This window comes from Mesorhizobium sp. FG116 (assembly GCF_057809835.1).
On sequence record NZ_JBMDKS010000003.1, the window covers coordinates 20,066 to 42,810 of the forward strand.

At 61.0% G+C, this 22,745-nt stretch carries 20 protein-coding genes; 5 read left to right on the forward strand and 15 right to left on the reverse strand.

Annotation, left to right across the window (positions count from 1 at the left end):
• Nucleotides 1-12: 12 nt before the first annotated feature.
• Nucleotides 13-1,362 carry a putative bifunctional diguanylate cyclase/phosphodiesterase gene (locus ACODTY_RS03735; protein ID WP_488992948.1) on the reverse strand — a complete coding sequence of 450 codons (1,350 nt, stop codon included), beginning with the start codon at nt 1,360-1,362 and terminating at the stop codon, nt 13-15.
• Nucleotides 1,363-1,578: 216 nt separating this feature from the next.
• On the opposite strand from ACODTY_RS03735, the gene gshB reads away from it, so the two are divergent.
• Both gshB and ACODTY_RS03745 read left to right on the forward strand, forming a co-directional pair.
• A complete protein-coding gene (gene gshB, locus ACODTY_RS03740; RefSeq protein WP_488992949.1) occupies nt 1,579-2,520 on the forward strand; it encodes a glutathione synthase in 942 nt (313 codons plus the stop codon).
• Between the two features lie 177 nt (nt 2,521-2,697).
• Nucleotides 2,698-4,230: a YifB family Mg chelatase-like AAA ATPase gene (locus ACODTY_RS03745; RefSeq protein ID WP_488993162.1), complete on the forward strand. Its 1,533-nt coding sequence runs from the start codon at nt 2,698-2,700 to the stop codon at nt 4,228-4,230.
• Between the two features lie 105 nt (nt 4,231-4,335).
• Here ACODTY_RS03745 and ACODTY_RS03750 read toward each other — a convergent pair whose 3' ends face one another.
• From ACODTY_RS03750 to ACODTY_RS03780, 7 genes are read right to left on the reverse strand one after another with little or no spacing between them, the layout of a single operon-like run.
• The gene (locus ACODTY_RS03750; protein ID WP_488992950.1) at nt 4,336-5,322 is read right to left on the reverse strand and encodes a 2-dehydropantoate 2-reductase; all 987 of its coding nucleotides are present in this window, start codon (nt 5,320-5,322) and stop codon (nt 4,336-4,338) included.
• Nucleotides 5,322-6,875 carry an acyl--CoA ligase gene (locus ACODTY_RS03755; RefSeq protein WP_488992951.1) on the reverse strand — a complete coding sequence of 518 codons (1,554 nt, stop codon included), beginning with the start codon at nt 6,873-6,875 and terminating at the stop codon, nt 5,322-5,324. The genes ACODTY_RS03750 and ACODTY_RS03755 overlap by 1 nt, the downstream gene beginning before the upstream one ends.
• Nucleotides 6,835-7,539 (reverse strand): fumarylacetoacetate hydrolase family protein, encoded by a 705-nt coding sequence (locus tag ACODTY_RS03760; RefSeq protein ID WP_488992952.1) that lies wholly within the window; start codon nt 7,537-7,539, stop codon nt 6,835-6,837. The genes ACODTY_RS03755 and ACODTY_RS03760 overlap by 41 nt, the downstream gene beginning before the upstream one ends.
• Nucleotides 7,539-8,291, reverse strand: a complete 753-nt coding sequence (locus ACODTY_RS03765) for an ABC transporter permease (RefSeq protein ID WP_488992953.1) — start codon at nt 8,289-8,291, stop codon at nt 7,539-7,541. Before ACODTY_RS03765 ends, ACODTY_RS03760 begins: the two co-directional genes overlap by 1 nt.
• Before the next feature lie 6 nt (nt 8,292-8,297).
• Nucleotides 8,298-9,068 (reverse strand): ABC transporter ATP-binding protein, encoded by a 771-nt coding sequence (locus ACODTY_RS03770; RefSeq protein WP_488992954.1) that lies wholly within the window; start codon nt 9,066-9,068, stop codon nt 8,298-8,300.
• A 35-nt stretch (nt 9,069-9,103) separates the two neighbouring features.
• Nucleotides 9,104-9,928: an ABC transporter permease gene (locus ACODTY_RS03775; RefSeq protein WP_488992955.1), complete on the reverse strand. Its 825-nt coding sequence runs from the start codon at nt 9,926-9,928 to the stop codon at nt 9,104-9,106.
• An 11-nt stretch (nt 9,929-9,939) separates the two neighbouring features.
• On the reverse strand, nt 9,940-10,935 hold the full coding sequence (locus tag ACODTY_RS03780) for an ABC transporter substrate-binding protein (RefSeq protein WP_488992956.1): 996 nt from the start codon (nt 10,933-10,935) through the stop codon (nt 9,940-9,942).
• A gap of 180 nt (nt 10,936-11,115) precedes the next feature.
• Between ACODTY_RS03780 and ACODTY_RS03785 the strand changes: the two genes are divergently transcribed.
• Nucleotides 11,116-11,808, forward strand: a complete 693-nt coding sequence (locus ACODTY_RS03785; protein ID WP_488992957.1) for a FadR/GntR family transcriptional regulator — start codon at nt 11,116-11,118, stop codon at nt 11,806-11,808.
• Between the two features lie 21 nt (nt 11,809-11,829).
• Here the strand turns inward: ACODTY_RS03785 and ACODTY_RS03790 are convergent, their stop codons facing one another.
• The 7 genes from ACODTY_RS03790 to ACODTY_RS03820 form a co-directional block, all read right to left on the reverse strand.
• On the reverse strand, nt 11,830-13,203 hold the full coding sequence (locus ACODTY_RS03790; protein WP_488992958.1) for an FGGY-family carbohydrate kinase: 1,374 nt from the start codon (nt 13,201-13,203) through the stop codon (nt 11,830-11,832).
• A gap of 2 nt (nt 13,204-13,205) precedes the next feature.
• The gene (gene rhaM / locus ACODTY_RS03795; RefSeq protein ID WP_488992959.1) at nt 13,206-13,523 is read right to left on the reverse strand and encodes an L-rhamnose mutarotase; all 318 of its coding nucleotides are present in this window, start codon (nt 13,521-13,523) and stop codon (nt 13,206-13,208) included.
• Nucleotides 13,523-14,524 carry an ABC transporter permease gene (locus ACODTY_RS03800; protein WP_488992960.1) on the reverse strand — a complete coding sequence of 334 codons (1,002 nt, stop codon included), beginning with the start codon at nt 14,522-14,524 and terminating at the stop codon, nt 13,523-13,525. Before ACODTY_RS03800 ends, rhaM begins: the two co-directional genes overlap by 1 nt.
• The gene (locus ACODTY_RS03805) at nt 14,521-15,498 is read right to left on the reverse strand and encodes an ABC transporter permease (protein ID WP_488992961.1); all 978 of its coding nucleotides are present in this window, start codon (nt 15,496-15,498) and stop codon (nt 14,521-14,523) included. Before ACODTY_RS03805 ends, ACODTY_RS03800 begins: the two co-directional genes overlap by 4 nt.
• Nucleotides 15,495-17,036 carry a sugar ABC transporter ATP-binding protein gene (locus ACODTY_RS03810; RefSeq protein WP_488992962.1) on the reverse strand — a complete coding sequence of 514 codons (1,542 nt, stop codon included), beginning with the start codon at nt 17,034-17,036 and terminating at the stop codon, nt 15,495-15,497. Before ACODTY_RS03810 ends, ACODTY_RS03805 begins: the two co-directional genes overlap by 4 nt.
• Nucleotides 17,037-17,099: 63 nt before the next feature.
• Entirely contained in the window at nt 17,100-18,095 is a 996-nt protein-coding gene (gene rhaS / locus ACODTY_RS03815; RefSeq protein WP_488992963.1) for a rhamnose ABC transporter substrate-binding protein, read from the reverse strand.
• Between the two features lie 55 nt (nt 18,096-18,150).
• The gene (locus ACODTY_RS03820; protein WP_488992964.1) at nt 18,151-18,960 is read right to left on the reverse strand and encodes a DeoR/GlpR family DNA-binding transcription regulator; all 810 of its coding nucleotides are present in this window, start codon (nt 18,958-18,960) and stop codon (nt 18,151-18,153) included.
• Nucleotides 18,961-19,148: 188 nt separating this feature from the next.
• Here ACODTY_RS03820 and ACODTY_RS03825 point away from each other — a divergent pair, with 188 nt between their 5' ends.
• Both ACODTY_RS03825 and rhaI read left to right on the forward strand, forming a co-directional pair.
• Nucleotides 19,149-21,251 carry a bifunctional rhamnulose-1-phosphate aldolase/short-chain dehydrogenase gene (locus tag ACODTY_RS03825; protein ID WP_488992965.1) on the forward strand — a complete coding sequence of 701 codons (2,103 nt, stop codon included), beginning with the start codon at nt 19,149-19,151 and terminating at the stop codon, nt 21,249-21,251.
• 24 nt (nt 21,252-21,275) lie between these two features.
• Complete coding sequence (gene rhaI, locus ACODTY_RS03830) at nt 21,276-22,568, forward strand: L-rhamnose catabolism isomerase (RefSeq protein ID WP_488992966.1); 1,293 nt, start codon at nt 21,276-21,278, stop codon at nt 22,566-22,568.
• Nucleotides 22,569-22,745: the final 177 nt, after the last annotated feature.

Genomic DNA, 22,745 nt, shown 5'->3' on the forward strand with positions numbered 1-22,745 from the left:
AGCAATTCGGCGTTAGAGTCCGGCGGCGCGTTGTGCGCCCCGAAACTGATCCCGCAGATATCCCAGCGTGGCATCCGCATCGACCGGCCTGCCGAACAGGAAACCCTGCCCGCCACCGCATCCGAACTCGACAAGTCGGGCGGCTTGAGCTTCCTCCTCAATGCCTTCCGCGACGACATCCATGCCAAGCCCCTCGCACATGGCGAGGATGGCACGGATGATATGCTCGGACGGTCGATCGTCCAGAATAGAGGAGACGAACGCGCGGTCGATCTTTAACTTGTCGAAATGAAACTCACGCAAGCGGCCAAGCGACGATTGGCCAGTGCCGAAATCATCAAGCGCTACACGGATGCCGACCCGTCGCAAATCGTCGACGATCTTTTCGGCCGAAGCGGGGTCGTTCATCAGGCCGGTTTCCGTAATCTCAACCTCCAGCCTGCGCGGATCGAAACCTGTCCGGTCAAGAATGGAAAGAATATGGAGTCCGGTGTTCTGATCGACCAGCTGCGAGGGTGACAGATTGAAGGACAGGAACAAATCCTTCGGCCAGTTCCTTGCCGCTTCCGTCGCCTTGCGCAGCACCAGCTGCGACAGGGGTCCAATAATGCCGCGTTCCTCGGCAATTGGAATGAAGACGACGGGCGAGACCGGCCCGAGATCGCGATCTGTCCAGCGCGCAAGCGTTTCAAAGCCGATCGTGCGGCGCGTATGGAGATCGACGATTGGCTGGAAATGCGGCTCCACCTCTCCACCAGAAACCGCACGCCGCAAGGCCTGCTCAATGCGCGTCACGCGCTTGGCGGCTTCTTCCATCTCACGTGTATAGACGACGACTTGCCCTCGGCCCGAGCGCTTGGCGTGGTAGAGCGCGGTCTCAGCCTTGTTAATGAGAATTTCCGTGGTTTCATCGCCGGAGTAGAACAGCGAGCAACCCGTAGAGGCCGAAAGGCGTGCGGTTCGTTCGCCGACATCGTAGGGCGCCGACAGTATCTCGATCAGCATGCGCGCACGCTCTGCGGCGGCTTCCTCGCTGAAGACCATCGGGTATAGAAAAGCGAATTCATCGGCGCCGATACGGCAGACCGTCGAATAGCTGTCCATCGACGCGCGCAGGCGCATCGCCACCTGCGCGAGGATGTCGTCGCCGGCCTTGTGGCCGAAAAGGTCGTTGATCGGCTTGAAGCCGTCGAGATCGAGTATGCCGATTGCAAACGGCGCCGGATCGTCGGCCCGGTCGCTGATCAGCCGGTCCACCTTGTCGAAAAAACGGCGATGATTGCCCAGCCCGGTCAACGCATCGGTAAAGGCCAGGTCGCTGCCGTCCCTGCTTATTTGCCCGGTGCTAAACGGCGTTTGCATCGGTTTTCCTGTTCTAACGCAAAGTATGGGCCGACAGTGGCATGAAACTCTTTAGGAAACGTATCTTGGGAGAATGATTTCCTGCGCGGAGCATGGATGATCCGACACCGATTTCCTGACATTCCATGTCTGTCGGTGACGGCCTGGGCAACCGCATTGGCAGGCTGCGGCAAGTCCCTTATATGACACGCGTCATGACTTCGGAGAGCCTTTGCAATGCCGCTCAAGATCGCCGTCCAGATGGACCATATCTCCACCGTGTCGATTGCCGGCGATACGACGTTTGCATTGTCCCTTGAGGCACAGCGGCGAGGCCACACGCTCTACCACTACACGCCTGACCGGCTGACGCTCGCCAACGGCAAGGTCTTTGCACGTGTCGAGGAGATGACCGTGCGCGACGAGAAGGGCAACCACTTCTCGCTCGGCGAACCTGTGCGCACCGATCTTTCGGAGATGGACGTGGTCTTGCTGAGGCAAGATCCGCCCTTCGACATGAACTACATCACGACCACGCACATATTGGAACGCATTCACCCGAAGACGCTGGTGGTCAACGACCCGGCATGGGTACGCAACAGCCCGGAAAAGATCTTCGTCACCGAGTTTGCGGACTTGATGCCGGAAACCCTGATCACCAAGGATCCGAGGGAAGTAGCTGCCTTCCGCAAGGAGTTCGGCGACATCATCGTCAAGCCGCTCTATGGCAATGGCGGCGCCGGAATTTTCCATCTGCACGAGGCGGATCGCAACCTCGCATCGCTGCTTGAAATGTTCTCGCAACTGTTTCGTGAGCCGTTCATCGTCCAGCGCTACCTGAAGGAAGTGCGCGCCGGCGACAAGCGCATCATCCTCATCGACGGCGAGCCGGTCGGCGCTGTGAACCGTGTGCCGGCGGAATCGGAATCGCGCTCAAACATGCATGTCGGCGGCCGAGCCGAAAAGACGGAACTTACCAAGCGCGAGCGCGAAATCTGCCAGGAGATTGGGCCATCCTTGAGAGACCGCGGCTTCATCCTCGTCGGCATCGACGTCATCGGCGACTACATGACCGAGATCAATGTCACCTCCCCTACCGGTATCCGCGAAGTGAAGCGCTTCGGCGGTGCTGACATCGCGGCGTTGTTCTGGGATGCAGTCGAAGCAAAGCGCCCCTAAAATGCTGCGCAAACGGTCGTTTGTTCCGCTTCTGCAACTCTACACAACCGAATTGCAGCCTATGCTTTAGATTGTTCACTAAATGTTCTTGATTTGATCGAGCGGCTGTGATTTGCTTCCAGATGGGGCGTCAAAAGTGTCTGCCATCGCGCGGGTACGAGGCGTTTCGGGGGCATGATGGTTTCACGTATTCGCACAGTGGCCTTTCAGGGGATTGAGGCCGTTCCAGTCGATGTTCAGGTCATGGTGGCACCCGGCAAGGTCGGCATGTCTATCGTGGGGTTGCCGGACAAGGCAGTAGCCGAGAGCCGGGAACGAGTGCAGGCAGCCCTTCACGCGTCGGGCCTGTCGATGCCGGCAAAGAAGGTTACCGTCAACCTCGCGCCAGCCGATCTTCCGAAGGAAGGCAGCCACTACGATCTGCCGATCGCGCTCGGGCTTATGGCGGCACTCGGCGCCATTCCCGGCGACATGCTGGCGGCGTATGTGGTGCTTGGTGAACTGTCTCTCGATGGCACCATCGCTGCCGTTGCAGGCGCACTGCCGGCTGCGATCGGCGCCAACGCGGATGGCAAGGGTTTGATCTGCCCCCATGCATGCGGGCCGGAAGCCGCATGGGCGGGCAGCGATATCGATATCCTTGCCCCACGCAGCCTGATTGCGATCGCCAATCATTTTCGCGGCACACAAGTCCTGTCGCGGCCAGAGGCAGGTGTTCGCGCTGCTCCCAATGATCTGCCAGACCTTGCCGACATCAAAGGGCAAGAGAGCGCCAAGCGCGCGCTCGAAGTCGCGGCCGCCGGAGGGCACAACCTCCTGATGGTCGGTCCGCCCGGTTCCGGCAAGTCGATGCTGGCGCAGCGCCTTCCGTCGATCCTGCCTCCATTGGTGCCAAAGGAGCTCCTGGAAGTCTCGATGATCGCCTCGGTCGCGGGAGAATTGGCCGAGGGAAGGTTGACGGACCGGCGGCCGTTCCGCTCGCCGCATCATTCGGCCTCGATGGCGGCGATGGTCGGCGGTGGACTACGCGCTCGCCCGGGCGAAGTGTCGCTCGCCCATCACGGTGTCCTGTTCCTCGACGAATTCCCGGAGTTCTCGCCGCAGACGCTCGACGCCTTGCGCCAGCCACTCGAAACCGGCGAATGCATGATCGCGCGGGCCAATCACCGCGTCACCTATCCGGCGCGTATCCAGCTGGTCGCGGCGATGAATCCGTGTCGGTGCGGCATGGCCGGTGAACCTGGCTACCGGTGCGCACGCGGCGAGCGCTGCCGCACAGACTATCAAGCGCGCATCTCCGGACCTCTGCTCGACCGCATCGATCTCAGGATCGAGGTCCCGGCCGTCTCGGCAGCGGACCTCATCCGCCCCGGCAAGGCCGAAACCAGTGCCGCCGTCGCCGAGCGAGTGGCCATGGCCCGGACATTGCAACGCGAGCGGTTCGAGCGGCTGGGCATCGGCAGTGCGGCCACCAATGCGCAGTGTCCGCCGGCGCTGATCGAGGAAATTGCGATGCCCGATACGGCTGGCCTCGCGCTGTTGCACGACGCCAGCGAAAAGCTGGGTTTCTCGGCCCGAGCCTATCATCGCGTGTTGAAAGTCGCCCGCACATTGGCCGACCTCGATGGCAGCGAAACAGTCGGCCGCATTCATCTGGCGGAAGCGATTTCCTACCGCATGAACAACGAGCGAATGGCTCAAGCCGCTTGATTGGCTAAAGCGTGTCGCGATCTTTCAGATTCGCTTTGCACGCTTTAGCTCGTTGATTTTATGCATGTCTTTATCCCGAAACCGGTTCCCAGTTTCAGGAGACATTCAATATGCTGGATAGCAACCGCGCTGGATGGCAAGCCGACGCACCAGCGCCAGTACCGTATCGATCGTCGGTGTCGGCTGATCGGTGAGCCGGCCAAGCTCCTGAACGGCCGTGATCAGGGCATCGATTTCCATCGGACGACCCCGCTCCAAGTCCTGCAGCATCGAAGTCTTGTGAGCGCCGACCTCGCCCGCACCCTTGATGCGTCGGTCAACGGCAATCGGAAACCTCACGCCGAGGCTTTCACCGATCGCTTGCGCCTCCAGCATCATGGCGCGTGCCAGCGCACGCGTCGCCTCATCGGCAACGATCTCGGCAAGCGTGCTGCCGGTCAGCGCCGAAATCGGATTGAAACACAGATTGCCCCAGAGCTTGATCCAAATCTCGCTGCGAATGTCATCGCGAACCGGTGCCTGGAGCCCGGCCGCGATCAGCTCCGTGGCAAGCAATGTTACTCGCTCGCTTTTTTCGCCGGATGGTTCTCCAAGCGAAAAGCGTGTGCCGTCGACATGACGGATGACGCCCGGCGCGTCGACTTCAACCGCCGGATAGACAACAGTGCCAATTGCCCGCTCGGGGCCGATGCGATCCCAGATCGCGCCATCCGGGTCAACCGCGGCAACGCGCGCATCCTGCCACGGCCCGGCAAGCTTGTGAAAATACCACCACGGCACACCGTTCTGCATGGTGACGACGGCGGTGCGTTCACCGAGAAGCGGCGCAATCTGGTCGAGCGCACCACCTAGCGAATGCGCCTTGAGCGCCAGAACGACGCAGTCCTGGACCCCGAGTTCGCGCGCATCAGCCGCCGCGCGCACCGGGTGGACGCTCTCTTGTCCACCCTCGATCAGGCGCAGTCCCCCATCCCGCATGGCTTCGAGGTGCGCGCCCCGCGCCACGATCGACAGATCGACGCGGCCGGCCGAGGCGAGCTTCGCCGCCACATAGCCGCCGATCGCCCCGGCGCCAAAAACTGCGATGCGCATCAGCCGAGGCCGAGCTTGGCTGCGAGGCCGATGCGTTGCAGCTTGCCGGTGGCACCCTTGGGTATCTCTTCCAAGATCACGATGCGCCGCGGCACCTTGAAGTCTGCAAGACGGCCGGACGCGAAATCGCGGATTTCGCTCTCGTTGGCAGTGCTGCCGTCACGCAGCACAATCGCTGCCGCCACCTCTTCGCCGAGCTTGTCGTGCGGCATGGCAAAGGTCACCACTTGGGCGACGGCTGGATGATCCATCAGCACCTCGTCGACCTCGAGCGGCGAAATCTTCTCGCCGCCGCGATTGATGATTTCCTTCAGCCGACCTGTGACACGCAGATAGCGGTCCTCGTCCAGCACGCCCTGATCGCCGGTGTGGAACCACCCATGCGCGAAGGCGGTCTCGTTAGCTCCCGGATTCTTCTCATAGCCGGCAGTGACATTGGGGCCGCGAATGACCACCTCGCCGATTTCGCCCGGTCCCAACAGCCGTCCGTCATTCGCCATCACAGCGACCTCCGGCCCGGCCGCGGGTCCGACGCTGCCGGGCTTGCGCTTGCCGGGTGGCAACCGATTCGACGTCATCTGATGCGCCGCTTCGGTCATGCCATAGGCCTCAACCACCGGGCAGCGAAAGATTGCCTCAAGCTCGGCCATCACCTGCGCCGGCAGCGAGGCTGAAGACGAGCGGATGAAGCGGAGCTGCGCTTCAGCCACCGCCTCCTGGTTTCGCGCCGCTCGCGCCAGGATCGCCTGATGCATGGTCGGCACCGCCGTATACCAGCTTGGCCGCGCCTCGCTCAGCCATTGGAAAAACTTCAGCGCGTTGAAGCCCGGTGTGCAGAACACACCGGCACCGGCGGCAAGCGACGACAAAACCGCTGCGACCAGCCCGTGGATATGAAACAACGGCATGATGTTGAGGCAGCGGTCCGTCTCGCCTAGTCCCAGCGTCGCGCCGATATGGGCAGCGGAAGCTGCGAGATTCTCATGGCGCAGCGGCACCAGTTTCGGCCGCGAGGTGGTGCCCGAAGTGTGCAGCAAAAGTGCTGCATCCTCGGCCTGCGCAAGATCGGGCGCGGCAGCAGGACCGACCGCATCGCCCTCGATCCGGAAGCTGCCCGCCGGCGCATCGCCAAGCGCAAAAAGCCGAAGAATGCCGATCCCCAGCCGTTCGGCAACGGTGACGGCGGGGCCTGCCTCGTCCTCGGCGACAAGGATTGCCTTGGCGCCGATGTCGGTCAGATAGAATTCGAGTTCCTCGGCCCGATAGGCAGGGTTGAGCGGCGCAGTCGTGGCGGCTGCGGCGACGCTCAGGAATGCCGTCGCCATTTCCGGCCCGTTGGGCAGCACGATCGCGACACGATCACCGCGCCCGACGCCGCGCGCATGCAATTGCTCAGAAACCCCCGCCATCAGCCGGCGCAGTCCACCATGCGTCAGCGTCGTCCTGTCCGGTGCCGAAACGGCCGGCGCGTCATTTTTCCCCCGCACCAGCCGCTCGATGATCGATCCTGCCTCAGACAACGCGAACCTCGATATCGCCAACTCCGTCGACATGGCCGCGCAGCACGTCGCCGCGATTGACCGGGCCGACGCCTGCCGGCGTTCCCGAAAGGATGACATCGCCCGGCATCAAGGTAAACAGCCCCGACAGATAGCTGATCATTTCCGGCACCTTCCAGATCATCTGGTTGAGGTCGCCGGTCTGCTTGCGATCGCCGTTGACGTCGAGCCACACCGCGCCTTGCGTCGGGTGGCCGATCCGTTCCGCCGGCACCAGCGCGCCGCAAGGCGCGGATGCCTCGAAGGCCTTGCCCACTTCCCAGGGTCGGCCCATGTCCTTCGCCTTGCCCTGCAGGTCGCGCCGCGTCATGTCCAAGGCGACGCCGTAGCCGTAGACGCAGTCGAGCGCCTTATCCAGCGCGATATCCGTGCCGCCGCTTTTCAGCGCCACCATCATCTCGATCTCGTGATGGACGTCGCTGGAAGCCGGGGGATAGGGAAACTTCCCGCCGACGTCGAGATTGTCGGGGTTTTTCTGGAAGAAGAATGGCGGCTCCTTGTTGGGATCATGGCCCATTTCCACGGCGTGCGCAGCATAGTTGCGGCCGACGCAGTAGACGCGATGAACCGGAAACAGGCGGTCTGAGCCGACCACCGGCAACACCGCCATTGCGGTCGGTTCGATGACATAGTTGGAGGCCGCACCCTGGATGTTCATTATCTTACTCCTGCATAGAATTCGACTTTGGCCTCGGCTCGCTCGATCAACGCGGAAACCACGAGCGCGAAGGCAAACAGAATGATGGTCAGCGCCCAGAACTGGGACATGCGGAAATTGCGCGAGAAGGTCTCGAACAGCGCACCGTAGCCGACGATTGCCACCAGCAACTGGCCGATGACGACGCCCTTGACGCCCCTGATCAGGCCGAGCCGGATGCCGGCCAGAATTTCCGGCAGCGCCGCCCATACGATGATCTTGCCGTAGAGTGCCCAGCGCGGAGCGCCATAGGAACGCGCCATCTCGATCAGAGATGGCGAGATGTGGCGCACGCCGGCGCGCGTATCCAGCACGATGATCCAGATCGCAAACAGGAACACGGCGGCGATGATGGTCTTCTCACCAAAGCCGAACAGGATCATCAGCACCGGCACGATGGCCGAGAGCGGCGCGCTTGAAAAGATATTGACCCACATGCCGAGAAGGTCGTCGGCGATCTTCACCCGGCCCATCAGCATGCCGAGCGGGATGCCAACGCAAATCGCCAGTACCATGCCGACGAGGAAGGCCCGCAGCGTCGTGACAGTGGCGCTTTGCCAGGAGGGCAGTTGTACAAGATCGACCGCCGCGACAAGGACATCGCTGAATGGCGGCAGGATGAACATCAGGTCGAGCCGGCCGACGATCTCCCAAAGCACGCACCAGACCAGCAACGAGGCCATCATCGGCACTCGGTAACCGAAAAGGGTCATCGCCGGCTACTCCACATATTGCTTCAGCCCTTGCCAGATTTCCTGGACCGTATCGAGGTAATGCTTGTCACGGTGGATACGGTCAGGGTCACCGGAGCGGTCGATATCCGGCTCGATGATCCGTGAAACCCGCCCAGGCCGCGGCGACAGCAAGACGATGCGGTCCGAGATATAGACGGCTTCCTCGATCGAGTGAGTCACGAAAATGAAGGTCTTGTTCTGGTTGGTGCGAAGCCGGATCAGGTCTTCCTGAAACTTGCGGCGGTTCTGCTCGTCCACCGCCGAAAACGGCTCGTCGAGCAGAAGCACGTCGGCATCCACGCAAAGCGCCCGCGCCAATCCGACACGCTGGCGCATGCCGCCCGACAATTCATGCGGATACTTGTCTTCGAAGCCGGCCAGCCCGACATCGGCGACATAGCGGCGGGCAATCGCCTCACGCTCCTCCTTGGCTGTCCCGCGCAATTCCAGCCCGAAGGCGACATTGCGCAGCACGGTTGCCCAGGGCAATAATGCGAAATCCTGGAACACGAAGGCGCGCTCGGGGCCTGGCGCGCTGACCTTCTTGCCATTGACCACAACGGATCCGCGGTCCGCATCGATCAATCCGGCGATGATCTTGAGCAAGGTTGTCTTGCCGCAGCCGCTCGGTCCCAGCAGGCTTGTCAGCTTGCCACGCGGGAAATCCAGATCGACATCGCGCAGCGCCTCGACACCGCCATAGGTCTTGGAGATGCCGCGCACCTCCACGATTGCATCGGCTGCGGGTTCGTTCATGACGGCTTCGTTTCGAACAACGGCGGCGCGCATCCTCAGCCTCCCCTTTTTTCCGGCCTGAAGACACGGACTTCAATCCACTGCAGGGCCACCAGCGTCACGGTCGAAAGCGCAATCACCGAAGCGATCGTGGCGTACATTCCGGCATAGTCGGCGCGAGAGCGCGCGAAGGTTATCAGGTCGCCGATGCCGGTCGGCGTAATCAGGAGTTCGGCCAGCACGACGCCGACAAATCCGGCGGCGACGCCGAGACGCAAGCCGGCAAAGATCACCGGGCTGGCATCTGGCAGGATGATCTTGAACACTTCCTGCCAGCGCGTGCCCATGAAGGACCGGCTCATGACCAGCAGCGACCCATTGACGTTGCGCACGGCCTTGTAGGTGTTGAGCACGATGACCGGCAAAGCGAGGATGATCACGGCCAGCGTCTTGGCCGTCATGCCGATACCGTAGATGAAGGTCACAAGCGGAATGAACGCGGCAACAGGAGCCGCCTGAAGTACGATGAAAACGGGGATGAGCAGCCATTCCCCGGGACGCCAGAGGCCACATAGCGTGCCAATGGCGACACCGGCAAAGGTTGCGAGGACAACGCCGAGTATCAATGGCTGCAAAGTCGAGCCATAGGCCGTGACCAGGCTACCGTCGGCCATCATCCGCACGAAGGCCGCCATGGTGTCGGAAAAGGTGGGGAAAGCGAAGCTCACCGGAATGAGCCCCGCTATCTGCCAAACCGCGGCAAACAACCCGATCGACACCAGCCGCGGCACAATGGGCCGCTCGAACAACCGCACTGCCTGCGCATTTCGCGACAAGGGCGCGACACCCGCCGTCCGACCCACTTCTGTTCCTGCCACCATCGAGCCTTCGCCTATTTCTTGCCGATGTTGGCCAGCACTCGCTCGATCGAGGCAACATCCCAAAAATCTTCGACCTTGAGCGAAGCCGGGTCGCCTTCGATCTGGCCTGCCGCACCGAAGAAGGCAAAGTCATCGGCGGCAGCATCGGCACCGCCACCATTCAGAGCAAGACTGCCTGCCTCTGCGGTCTCCTTGTAGTATGCAGCGATTTCAGCATCGGCTTCAGCGCCAAGGTCCGGCAACAGCTTGTACTTGTTACGCAGTTCAACGGCCGCGTCCGGGTTTTCGGTGATTTCACGCCCGGTCTTCATTAGCTCTTCTACGAGAATGTCGACGTCGGCGGCATTGTTCTTCAGATAGTCGGCTGTGGCAAAGACAGCCTCGTCGGTGGCGCTGACATTTTCGACCGGAAGCACGGTGAATTTGCCGGGAGCCTCGGTTTCAAGAGCACGGCGATTGGCCGCATCGACGATGGAAGCCTTGATGGTGCCCTGGATCAGCGCATTGCGGCGAACTTCGGAACCGGGCACGTAGCTCACCTTGCCGTAAGTGATGCCGTTGTTCTTGGCCATCAGCATCATCACCGCCTCGGTGCCGGATCCGCGTGCCTGCACAGCGATTTCCTGCCCGTCGAGGTCTTTCCAGGTCTTGTAGGCTTCGGCGTTGACCACCGGGAAGAAGCGCTGGGTCGAAATCTGCGCAAACATCCGGATCGGCACGCCAACCTTCTGGATCAGCGTGTAGGGCGAACCGATGCCGACATCGGCCTGCCCGCCAACAATGGCCTGCGCGGCGAGATCCTCGTCATTGAGGATGATCAACCCGACGCCAACACCGCGCTCCTTGGCGCGCTCGATAGCCGCAAGCGTCTGGATGGATTCGATCCCGGGAAGATCGCCGAAGGCAATCTTCATTTCACCCGCGCTGGCCGCCGGCAGCGTCATTGCGCTTCCCAGCGCGGCAACCAATGCTGCACCCAGTACGGTGCGTCTGGACAGTCCGATCATATCACTTCCTCCCTAACCAATTTCATGATTGGTTTAATTTTCAAACAAGATTGGTCAAGAATGATTTTGTGTCAACCGAAAATTTAAAGCTCGAAACCCTTAAATTTCGCCACTGTTGACCGATTCCGGCATTCGCACTATTAAAACTGGATGTGAACGGATTCCCGATTGGTCGAACCAATGGACAAAATTGGAAATGGCGGTCATGCAGCCCTGGTGCAGCTTCAAGCCTATCTGGCGCAGATAGACTTGCCGAGCGATGGCAGGCTGCCATCGGAGCGCGAGCTATGCGAAAGCCTTGGCGTTTCGCGCGGTGACCTGCGCAAGGCGCTGGACGTGCTGGAAAAGGACGGTCACATCTGGCGCCATGTCGGCAAGGGCACATTCGTGGGCAGCGGACCGGTCGAGGAGACCATCGGCATCTCGGAAATCGCTGGCCGCACGAACCCAGCCGACGTGATGCGCGCGCGCCTGATCATCGAACCGGAGATCGCGCGCGAAGCTGCCTTGCACGCCACGCTGGCCGACATTTCTGCCATGCGCCATTCGCTTGCCCAAACGCGAGAAGCGGCGACCTGGCGTCAGTACGAGAATATCGACAACTTGCTGCACCGGCAGATCGCCCAAGCCAGCCGCAACAATGTGCTGCTTGGATTGTTCGACGTCTTGAACGCCATCCGCCGCACCGTGGTGTGGGGGCGCCTGCGCGCGGAAGGCGCACGCCCACCCGCTGACCACCACAGCTTCGGGGACCACGAAAAGATCGTCGGTGCGATTGCCGAGCGCGACCTTGCGGGAGCAGCCGGGGCGATGCGGCATCACCTTCAGCAGGTCGAGCAACGCCTCATGTCGGTACGGCAAGCGGCCGAGTAATTTACCCGAAGCACAAGGTGCCTAGATAGCTGCCGCGTTGACGGCATCATGCCATGCGCGCGCATAGGCATGCCATTTCGCCGGCAAGACTTTCGATCCGTCGTCGGCAGCCAACGCTTTGACGCTCGCGCCAGCCAACATGGCAGCGCCGATGCTGGTTCCGGTTGCCTGGGCAGCTTGCGGCAGAACAGGGCGTCCAGTCGCAGCCCGCAGCATGTCGCAATACTGCGCATTCAGCGCGAACGGACCTTCGACAACGGTAGCCCCATTCGCTCCAATCAGTTCGAGGCAGGTCGCCGTCATCATGGCAAGGTAGAACGAGATCGCAACCGCGCGCTCCTCGTCGGAAGGCTCGCCAACCCAGCGCGATCGCGCAAACGGGAATGGTCCCGAGCCCTGTTGCACCGAGGGCAGCAACATGATCTTGCGGTCCAAAACGGATTGAAGCGCGCTTTCACTTGTCCCTGCGGTCACCCCGTTAGACAGCAGTTCGAATTCGCGCCCTCCCATGAACCGGGCTGAACGAACCGGATTGCCCAGCGCATTGACGTTGACCAGCGTGTCGCGCGCCGGATCAAGGTCGATTGCGCGCCCGCCGATTGCCATGGAGATGACCCAGGTGCCCGTCGAGACCACCGAAAACGGGGCCTTCCGCGCCAAAAGATGCGGCAGAAGCGACGCGTTGGAATCGTGAATGCCGCAAAAGACCGGCGTCGACGGATCGACACCGATGCGCTCCGCAATGTCAGATCGAACAAAACCCAGCCTTTCCCCCGCGGCCCGTATTGGCGGAAAGAGGTTACGCCACCCCATGCCGTCGACGAGCGTGGAGAAATCCCGGCTATGAGGGTTCCATAGATCGGTGTGGCAGCCGAGTGACGTTACTTCGCTTGCCGCGACACCGGTCAGCCGCCAGCTCCAATATTGCGGATAGGCAAGGGCATGAGAAACCTTGGCAAACGCTTCCGGATACGTCTCGTTTTGCCAGAAAAGCTGGGCTCCAAGGTTCAGTCCAAGAGGCAGGGCCGGCGAGCCGGTTTCTTCGAATTGGGGGCGCACCGCGTCATAGCGCGCGCGCAGAACATCGGGGCCATCGTCCTCATAGTCGAGAACCGGCAAGGCCAAGTCGCCTTGGGCGTCGATCAAGGCGGCAGTCGCGCCGTGCGTGGTGACGGATATCGCTTCAATTCGTTGTTCATGCCCGAGCGCTTGAAGGCTCTCGACAATGAAGCGCCAGATGGCTTCCACGTCATGGTGGCGATAGGGGCTACCGACGACCGGCCGATTGGGTGTTTTCCTCACCGCTGTTTCGGAAATCGTATCCAGATCGACCATCGCCACCTTGGCATTGGTCTTGCCGATATCGATGACAGCGACGTGGCGAATGGCGGCCATCGTCATTCCATGTGGAAGACGGTTTCGAGAGGCACCGCCACCGGTTCATTGTCCGGCTTTGTTTCCATCAGGTCAGCCATATACTCCCACCAGCGTTGCATGACGGGGTGCCTCGGCAGGTCGTCCATGCCGTGGCCGGCCTTGCGCCACAACACACCGAACAGGCAGTTTGTCTCTTCGTCGAGATGGATGGAGTAGTCGGAGACACCCGCATCTCGCAACAGCACCAGCAATTCCGGCCAGATTTCGTCGTGCCTCCGCTTGTATTCGGCTTTCATGCCGGGGTTGAGCCGCATGCGGAAGGCGTATTTCTCGGCCATCAGGCAACCCGTTCCCGCCGCATCCGCCGCCATACGATCGGCAATGCTATCACCACGATGAGCAGCAGGCCGACAAAGATCGACATGACGATGCCGGGCACATTGAGCAGGCCAAGGCCAAAAGTCACCAGCCCCATGATCAGCGCAGCAAGCACCACGCCCAGAATGCTGCCTGCACCGCCAAGGATGTTGACGCCGCCAAGCACCACCATGGTGATGATCTCCAACTCGTAACCCTGCGCGATGGAAGGGCGCGTCGATCCGAGCCGCGAGGTGATCAGCACCGCAGCTATTCCGGACATCAGGCCGGTAAGGCAAAACAGGATGAACTTGATGCGCCCGACACGCACGCCGGAAAACTGCGCGGCCACCGGATTGTTGCCGATGGCGAAGACACGCCTGCCGAAGCTCGTGCGGTGCAGCAGGGCCCAATAGGCGACGGCAGCGACGACGAAAAGCAAAAATTCGAACGAAACCACCCACCAGACATAACCCTGTCCGAAGAAAGCAAAGCTTGCCGGATAGCCTTTGTAGGCCTGGTCGCCGAGGATGATGAAGGCGATGCCGCGGTAAAGCGTCATCGTGCCGATGGTCACGACAATCGACGGCAGGCCGAGGCGCGTCACCAGCAGACCATTGAAGGCTCCACAGGCGAGGCCAACAGCTATACCTATCGCCACCAGGCCCGGCGTTCCGACGCCCACCTGCGCGGCCATGCCCATGAGCGTCGAAGCCAGGGCGATGATGGCAGCAACCGAGAGGTCGATCTCGCCGGCAATGATGAGCAGCGCCATGGCGAACGCCACGATCGCCTTTTCGGTGAAATTGAATGTCAGGTCCGACAGCGACCACGGGTCGAGGAAATAGGGCGAAGCCAGGCTGTTGGCGATGAAGATGGCGATAGCGACTGCCGCGAGCAACGCTTCCCAGGAAAACATCGCAGACGTCAACGGCTTGTCGAGCCGATCGGGTATGCGGCGGGGCGTGGGCGTTTCGGTCATGTCGCTTCCGCCTTCTTCAGGATGATGCGGCCATGCCGACGCTCGCCACGCGCGTTCAGCACAACCGCGAGGATGATCGCCGAGCCGGAAATGGCCATCTGCCAGAACGGCGAGATGTTGATGACCGGCAAGGCATTGGCGATGATGCCGAGGAAAAGCGCCCCCAGAACAGCGCCGCCAACCGAGCCGATACCTCCGGCAATCGAAATGCCGCCGATCACGCAGGCAGCGATGATGTTGAGTTCATAGCCGCTCGCCACCTCCACCGATGCGATGACATAGCGGGACACCCACAGATAACCGCAGAGACCCGAAATCATGCCGGAAATGCCGAAGGCAAGGAATTGCGTGCGGCCGACATCGATGCCTGTATAGACAGCCGCCGTCGGGTTCACGCCAGCGGCATGGATCGAGCGCCCCAGCGGCGTGCGCGTCATCAGTACGAAGAACAGCGCAATGACTGCTATGGCAATCCACGACAGCACCGGAACACCAAGGAATGCCGCGCGCTGGAAGTCGATGAATGCCGGGCTCATCTTGTCGGCATTGACCCAAGCGCCGCCCGACAGGACGAAAGTGGCGCCGCGATAGATCGTCAGCGTTCCAAGCGTGACCACAATCGAAGGAATGTTGAGGCGCCACACCAGCAGACCGTTGATGGCGCCAAGCACCAGGCCAACCGCCAGTGCTATCAAAATCAGCACTGTGATCGGAATGCCGGGATAGGCCGCGTTCAACATCGCCACGACCATGCCGGTGAAGCACAGGTTCGAGGCCATCGAAAGATCGATGCCACGCGTCAGGATCACCACCATCTGGCCGAGCGCCAGGATCATAAGGATCGAGGTATCGTTGAAAACCTGGGCGAGGTTGCCCGGCCGCGCAAAGGCCGGGAACCTTGTGGAGATCAGGCCAACCACGACGGCGATTGCCAGCAACAGCCAGGCTTCGCGGTATCTGAACAGGCCCTTCATGCGGCGATCCCCGCGGCGGCTCGCACCAATGTTTCAGCGTCGAGCCCTTCATTGTCGTAGACGGCTGCAATGCGCCCTTCGCGCATGACGACGACACGGTCCGACATGCCAAGAATCTCGGGCAGTTCCGAAGAGACCATGATCACGGACAAGCCTTCAGCGACCAGCTCGGCCATGAAACCATGCACGGCGGCCTTCGAGCCGATGTCGATGCCCTTGGTGGGCTCGTCGAGAATGATGACTTTCGGTTGCGTTGCCAGCCACTTGGCAATGACCACCTTCTGCTGGTTGCCGCCCGAAAGCGTGCCGACGTCCTGGCTGAGCGAGGATGCCCGCAGGTCCAGCCGCTCGGTGTATTTGCGCGCCACGGAAAACTCTTCCGCAAGCCTGAGCAGGCCGGATTTGCTGGTGCGCTTCAATGACGGCAGCGACACGTTCTGGAAGATCGGCAGGCCGATCACCACCCCTTGCTTGCCGCGCTCTTCCGGCACGTAGACGATGCCGGCGTCGATGGCGTCGGCTGCCGATTTCGGCAATATTGCTTTGCCCTCGAGGGAAATCGTTCCGCGGTTGACCCGCGTGATACCGGCAATCGCCTGCATGACTTCGCTTCGCCCCGCGCCGACAAGCCCATAAAAGCCAAGGATTTCGCCCTTGTGCAGCTTGAAGCCAATATCGTCGAACTCGGTCGGATGCGACAGGCCCTCGACCTCCAGCACCGGGCCTCCAACAGAAGCTGTCCGTTGCGGAAAAATGTGGTCGATCGAACGGCCCACCATCAGCTTCACGATGTCATTCTGGCTGGCGTCGGCCAGCAGGCCCTCGCCCACCATTTCGCCATCGCGGAACACGGTGTAGCGGTCGGCAATGCGGAATATCTCATCGAACTTGTGGCTGATGAACAGGATCGCCTTACCCTGCCCCTTCAGGAATTCGATCAGCAGGAAAAGTTCTTCGATCTCCTTCATCGACAGAGCCGCCGTCGGCTCGTCCATGATGACGATACTGGCATCGATCGACATGGCGCGCGCGACGGCCACGAGATGCTTGTTGGCGATGCCAAGGTCCTTGAGGCGCGTTTCCGGGTCGATGTGGCCGGCCTGCATTGTGGTTAAAACTTCACGCGCATTGGCCCGCATTGTCGACCAGTCGATCAGGCTGAGGCGCGTGCGCGGGGCATGGCCGAGGAATATGTTTTCCGCCACCGACAGTTCGTCGAAGAGGACCGTTTCCTGATGGATGGCGGTGATGCCGTTGGCAAAGGCCGCGTGGGCACTCGCCAGTGAAACCGGACTACCGTCCACGGCGATGCTGCCGCTGTCCGGCTGGTAGATGCCGGTCATGATCTTGACCAGCGTGGACTTGCCGGCACCGTTTTCGCCGATCAAGGCGGTCACTTGGCCAGGATAGAGCGACAGGGAAACATTGTGCAGCGCGCGCACGCCGGGAAAGCTCTTGCCGATGCCCGCGAGCGCCAGGCGCGGTGCATTCAAACCTTGCGGTCTTTCTGTTCCGTTGCGCTGGGCTGTCGTGTCCATGTGCGTATCAAGCCCTGAGGTTGGAGCATGGAGGCGGCGGACAGGCCGCCGCCTCCGTCTCGATTAGTAGATCTTCGAGAACTCTTCGATGTTCGACTTGTCGAACTGGAACGGAGGGGCCATCGCAGCCGAATTGGTGTCGTCGAGCGTCACCTTGCCAACGCGACCGATGGAGAGCGTCGCACCCGGCTTTGCCTCTTCCTTCTTCACGGCGAGGTCGTGTGCGAGGTAGATCGCCGAGTAGCCGAGGTCGATCGGGTTCCACAGCGCAACCGCTTGGCTGGCGCCATTGTCGATGAATTTCTTGAACTCCGAAGGTAGTGCGAGACCCGTTACATTGACCTTGCCGATCAGGCCTTCGTCGGTCACCACCTGTGCGGCTGCAACAACACCGACCGTGGTCGGCGCGATGATTGCCTTGAGGTTCGGATAGGACTTCAGCAGGCCCTTGGCCTCATCGGTGCTCTTGGCCGAGTCGTCATCGCCATAGACGGTTGCGACCAGGTTGATCTTCGGAAACTTCTCCGGCAGCACCTTCTTCGCTGCATCGATCCAGGCGTTCTGGTTGGTTGCCGTTGAAGCAGCCGACAGGATGGCGACGTCACCGCCTTCAGGCAGATAGTCGGCGGCGAGCTTGATGATGGTCTCGCCGATCAGGTTGGTGTCGGAGGGATTGAGGTGCAACTGGCGGCCTTCTGGAGCCACGCCGGAATCCCAGGAAATGACGGTGATGCCGCGTTCCATCGCCTTCTTCAGCGCGGGTACAAGCGCATCGGCATCATTGGCCGAAATGGCAATCGCGTTGACCTTCTGGGCAATCAGCGAATTGATGACTTCGATCTGTGCCTCGGCAGTGGCTTTCGTCGGGCCGGTATAGATCAAGTCAACGTCGCCCAGTTCCTTGGCAGCTTCCTCTGCGCCCTTGTTGGCGGCGTCGAAGAACCCGTTGCCCAGCGATTTCACCACCAGTGCGATCTTGACGTTGTCTGCATAGGCTGCGTTGACGACCATGGCGGCCGAAAACGCTGCTGTTACCAGCAGTTTTTTCCAGATGCTCATCGAAATACCTCCCTTGAGCGTTACATTCCCATCAGCACTGCGGCGTGAAAAAAGCTCAGGCCTGCAGCGAAGATTCTTCCCGCGCGGTCGCGCCCTTGCTGGCAACCACCAGCGTCACCCCCGCGCTTTCCAGCATGGCCGCTTCACGATCCTCGATGCCCTCGTCCGTAATCACGGTCGCGATGCGCGACAGACCGCACAAAATCAGGCTTGAGCGCTGGCGGAACTTTGAGGAGTCGACCAGCACGACCAGTTCGTCCGCCTGGTCGATCAGCTTCTGCTCGGCCTGGATCAAAAGCGGATCGCCTTCCATCAGGCCGAGCGGGCCAAGGCCTTGCGCACCCATGAACATGCGACGCGCATAGAAGTTGCGCGTGACGTCGTTTTCGAACGGCGACAGGATGATGTTCTGTTCGCGGTAAATGGTACCGCCGGACAGCATCACCGTATTCTTGGAATGCTTGAGCAGATGCTCGGCGATCGGAAACGAATTGGTGAAGATCGGCATGCGCCGGTTGATCAGGAAATGCACCATCTGGAAGGTGGTGGTGCCGCCATTGATGATGATCGGCTCGCCATCCTTGCAGAGCTCGACGGCTTCGCGAGCGATCGCACGCTTCTGCGCGGCATTTATGGTTTCGTTGACGGAGAAGGTACGCCCAGCCAAACCAACGAATGCTGGCGGAGAAATTGCCTCGGCACCGCCACGCACGCGGCGCAGCCGCTTCTGAACGTGCAGCGCGGCGATATCGCGCCGGATCGTCGCTTCCGACGCATCCGTCAGATCGACCAGTTCCTGCACCGTCACGACAGGCTTTTCCTGGACGGCGGACAGAATGATCCTGTGACGTTCTTTCTCGTGCATGGTTCCTCCCTGCCCTTTCATCTACGCATGCACCTCGCTCACTGTCAATCATTTCCAATCAAATAATTTCATTGTGCAGCGCAATATGATTGATTTTGATTGTTTTTGATTGACGTAGAGGCGCAATCGTGGAAATTTGCGGCCTATGTTGCGCGATGATCCGCGCGCTCCTTGGGAGGATTTGAATCATGCTCGACAAGCGCACCGGCTCGCGCCTCGCGAATTTGTGGGATGATGCCAAGGCTGCCCAGATGAGCGAGGCGGAACGGCTCGTCTATCGTTCCAACATCCTTGGCTCCGACAAGCGCGTCACCAACTATGGCGGCGGCAACACGTCGTCCAAGATCGTGCAAGCCGACCCACTGACCGGCGAACAGGTCGAAGTCCTGTGGGTCAAGGGCTCTGGCGGCGACAGCGCCTCCATCAAGCTCGACGGCTTTGCCACGCTCTACATGGAAAAGCTGCGGGCGCTGAAAGGTCTCTATCGCGGGCTTGACCACGAGGATGAGATGGTCGGCTACCTGCCGCACTGCACCTTCAACCTCAACCCGCGCGCCGCCTCGATCGACACGCCGCTACATGCCTATGTGCCGCACGCCTATGTCGACCACATGCACCCGGACGCCATTATCGCTATTGCCGCATCGAAGAACTCGAGGGAACTGACCAAGGAGATATTCGGCGACGAGATTGGCTGGCTGCCGTGGAAGAAGCCCGGCTTCGAGCTCGGCCTATGGCTGGAAAAGTTCTGCCTCGAAAACCCGGCGGCCAAGGGCGTGGTCCTTGAGAGCCACGGTCTGTTTACTTGGGCCGACACGCCGAAGGCCTGCTACGAAACGACCATTGCGATGATCAACCAGGCGATGGACTGGTTCGAACGCAAGACCGAGGGCAAGCCGGCCTTTGGCGGCGCGGTCGCGAAGTCATTGGATCAGAACCAACGACGGGCCGTCGCTGCCAGGCTGATGCCGGCCATCCGCGGCCTCATATCCGAGAAATCCCACAAGGTTGGGCATTTCGACGATTCCGACACAGTCCTCGAATTCGTGAACTCAAGGAATCTGCGTGAACTGGCGGCGCTCGGCACCTCATGCCCGGATCATTTCCTGCGCACCAAGATCAGGCCCCTAGTGATCGAATTCGATCCGGCAACGCTGGACACCGACGCCGTGGCAGCGCGCCTTCCCGATGACATCGCCACCTACCGCGCCGGCTACCAAGCCTATTACGAGCGCTGCAAACACGCCGACTCTCCGGCGATGCGCGATCCCAACGCGGTCGTCTATCTGGTGCCCGGCGTCGGCATGTTCACCTTCGCCGGCGACAAGGCAACCGCGCGCATTTCCGGCGAATTCTACGTCAACGCCATCAACGTCATGCGGGGCGCGTCAAGCGTCTCGACCTATGTCGGCCTGCCCGAGCAGGAAGCTTTCAACATCGAATACTGGCTTCTGGAAGAAGCAAAACTCCAGCGCATGCCCAAGCCCAAGGCTCTCGCCGGCCAGATCGCGCTGGTCACTGGCGGCGCCGGCGGCATCGGCCGCGCGACCGCCACACGCCTCTTGCGCGAAGGCGCCTGCGTGGTGCTTGCCGATATTGACGAGGCCGCACTCGCCAATGCCCACGCTGAGCTTGCCGCCGCACATGGCAAGGATTTCGTGCGTCCCGTGCGCATCGACGTCACCGCCGAGCAACAGGTGACGGACGGCTTTGCCGACACCGCAGTTGAATTTGGCGGCATCGACATTCTCGTGTCGAACGCCGGCCTCGCCTCCTCGGCACCTGTCGAAGAGACGACGCTCGCCTTGTGGAACAGGAACATGGATATTCTGGCGACCGGATATTTCCTCGTCAGCCGTGAAGCCTTCAAGCTGTTCCGAGTCCAGAAAATCGGCGGCAATGTCGTCTTCGTGGCTTCGAAAAACGGCCTTGCTGCCTCGCCCAACGCATCGGCCTACTGCACCGCCAAGGCCGCCGAAATCCACCTTGCCCGCTGCCTCGCCCTTGAAGGCGCGGAAGCACAGATCCGGGTCAATGTCGTTAATCCCGACGCCGTGTTGCGCGGTTCCAAAATCTGGACCGGCGAGTGGAAAGAGCAGCGCGCGGCAGCCTACAAGATGTCCACCGATGACCTCGAAGAACATTATCGTTCGCGCTCGATGCTGAAGCGTTCGGTCTTTCCCGAGGACATCGCCGAGGCCGTCTATTTCTTCGCTTCCGACATGTCTGCCAAGTCGACCGGCAACATCGTCAATGTCGATGCAGGCAACGCCCAGAGCTTCACGCGGTAGAACGGCCAAGCGGGAGGAAAATTGATGAGCGAGCAGATCATTGCGGCCGCGGTCGTCGAGAAGGCCAACAACGCGCGTGCAGCCGATCTCAAGCGCGACTACGAGGTGCTTGGCGAGCAATTGTCCCGGCGCGGCGTCGCCATTGACGCCATTCGCGACAGAGTGGCCGCGTTCCACGTCGCCGTCCCATCGTGGGGTGTCGGTACGGGCGGCACGCGCTTTGCGCGCTTTCCCGGTGCGGGCGAACCGCGCGATATCTTCGACAAGATCGAGGACTGCGCCGTCATCCAGCAACTCACGCGCGCCACGCCGAATGTGTCGTTGCACATTCCTTGGGACAAGGCAGACCCAAAGCGGCTGAAGCAGGCCGCCTCCCGCTTCGGGCTCGGCTTCGATGCCATGAATTCCAACACCTTTTCCGACGCCGCTGACCAGAAGCATTCCTACAAATTCGGCTCTCTCAGCCATGCCGACAAAGCGGTGCGGCAACAGGCGGTAGAGCACAATCTGGAATGCATCGAAATCGGCCGCGAGATCGGCTCCAGGGCGCTTACGGTGTGGATCGGCGACGGCTCCAACTTCCCTGGCCAGGTCAATTTCGCGCGCTCTTTCGAACGCTACCTCGACGCCATGCGTTCGATCTATGCCGGGCTTCCCGACGACTGGAAGCTGTTTACCGAACACAAGATGTATGAGCCTGCCTTCTACTCCACGGTGGTTCAGGACTGGGGCACCAACTACATCATCGCTCGCGAACTCGGCGACAAGGCGTATTGCCTCGTCGACCTTGGGCATCACGCGCCCAACGTCAACATCGAGATGATCGTGTCGCGCCTGATCCAGTTCGGCAAACTGGGCGGATTCCACTTCAACGATTCCAAATATGGCGACGACGACCTCGATGCCGGCTCGATCGACCCCTATCGCCTGTTCCTGGTTTTCAACGAACTGGTCGACGCGGAAATCGATGGGGCCAAGGGTTTTGATCCGGCCCACATGCTCGACCAGAGCCACAACGTCACCGACCCCATCGAAAGCCTCATGCTGTCGGCGATCGAAGTCCAGCGCGCCTACGCTCAGGCGTTGCTGGTCGACCGCACCGCTCTCGAAGGTTTCCAGGACGCCAACGATGCCCTGATGGCCACGCAGACACTAAAGGTCGCCTACCGCACCGATGTCGAACCCATTCTGGCCATGGCACGCCTGCAAAGTGGCGGCGCGATCGACCCGGTCGCCGCCTACCGCGCTGCCGGCTATCGCGCCAAGGTGGCGGCTGAGCGTCCTGCGGTCACCGGCGGCAGCGGCGGAATTGTATGATCTCTTATCTGGAACTTCGAGCGTCAGGCTCGGGTTTGATGGTCAGCCGACGGCCGTGAGCCGTAGGCAATTGTCCATGCACGCCGCAATGAAGCGCGAACACATTACCTGACCTAATTTTCCGGTGACAAACGCAAGGTCGGGGCACCAACTCGTTGCCTACAAGACTACGATCGT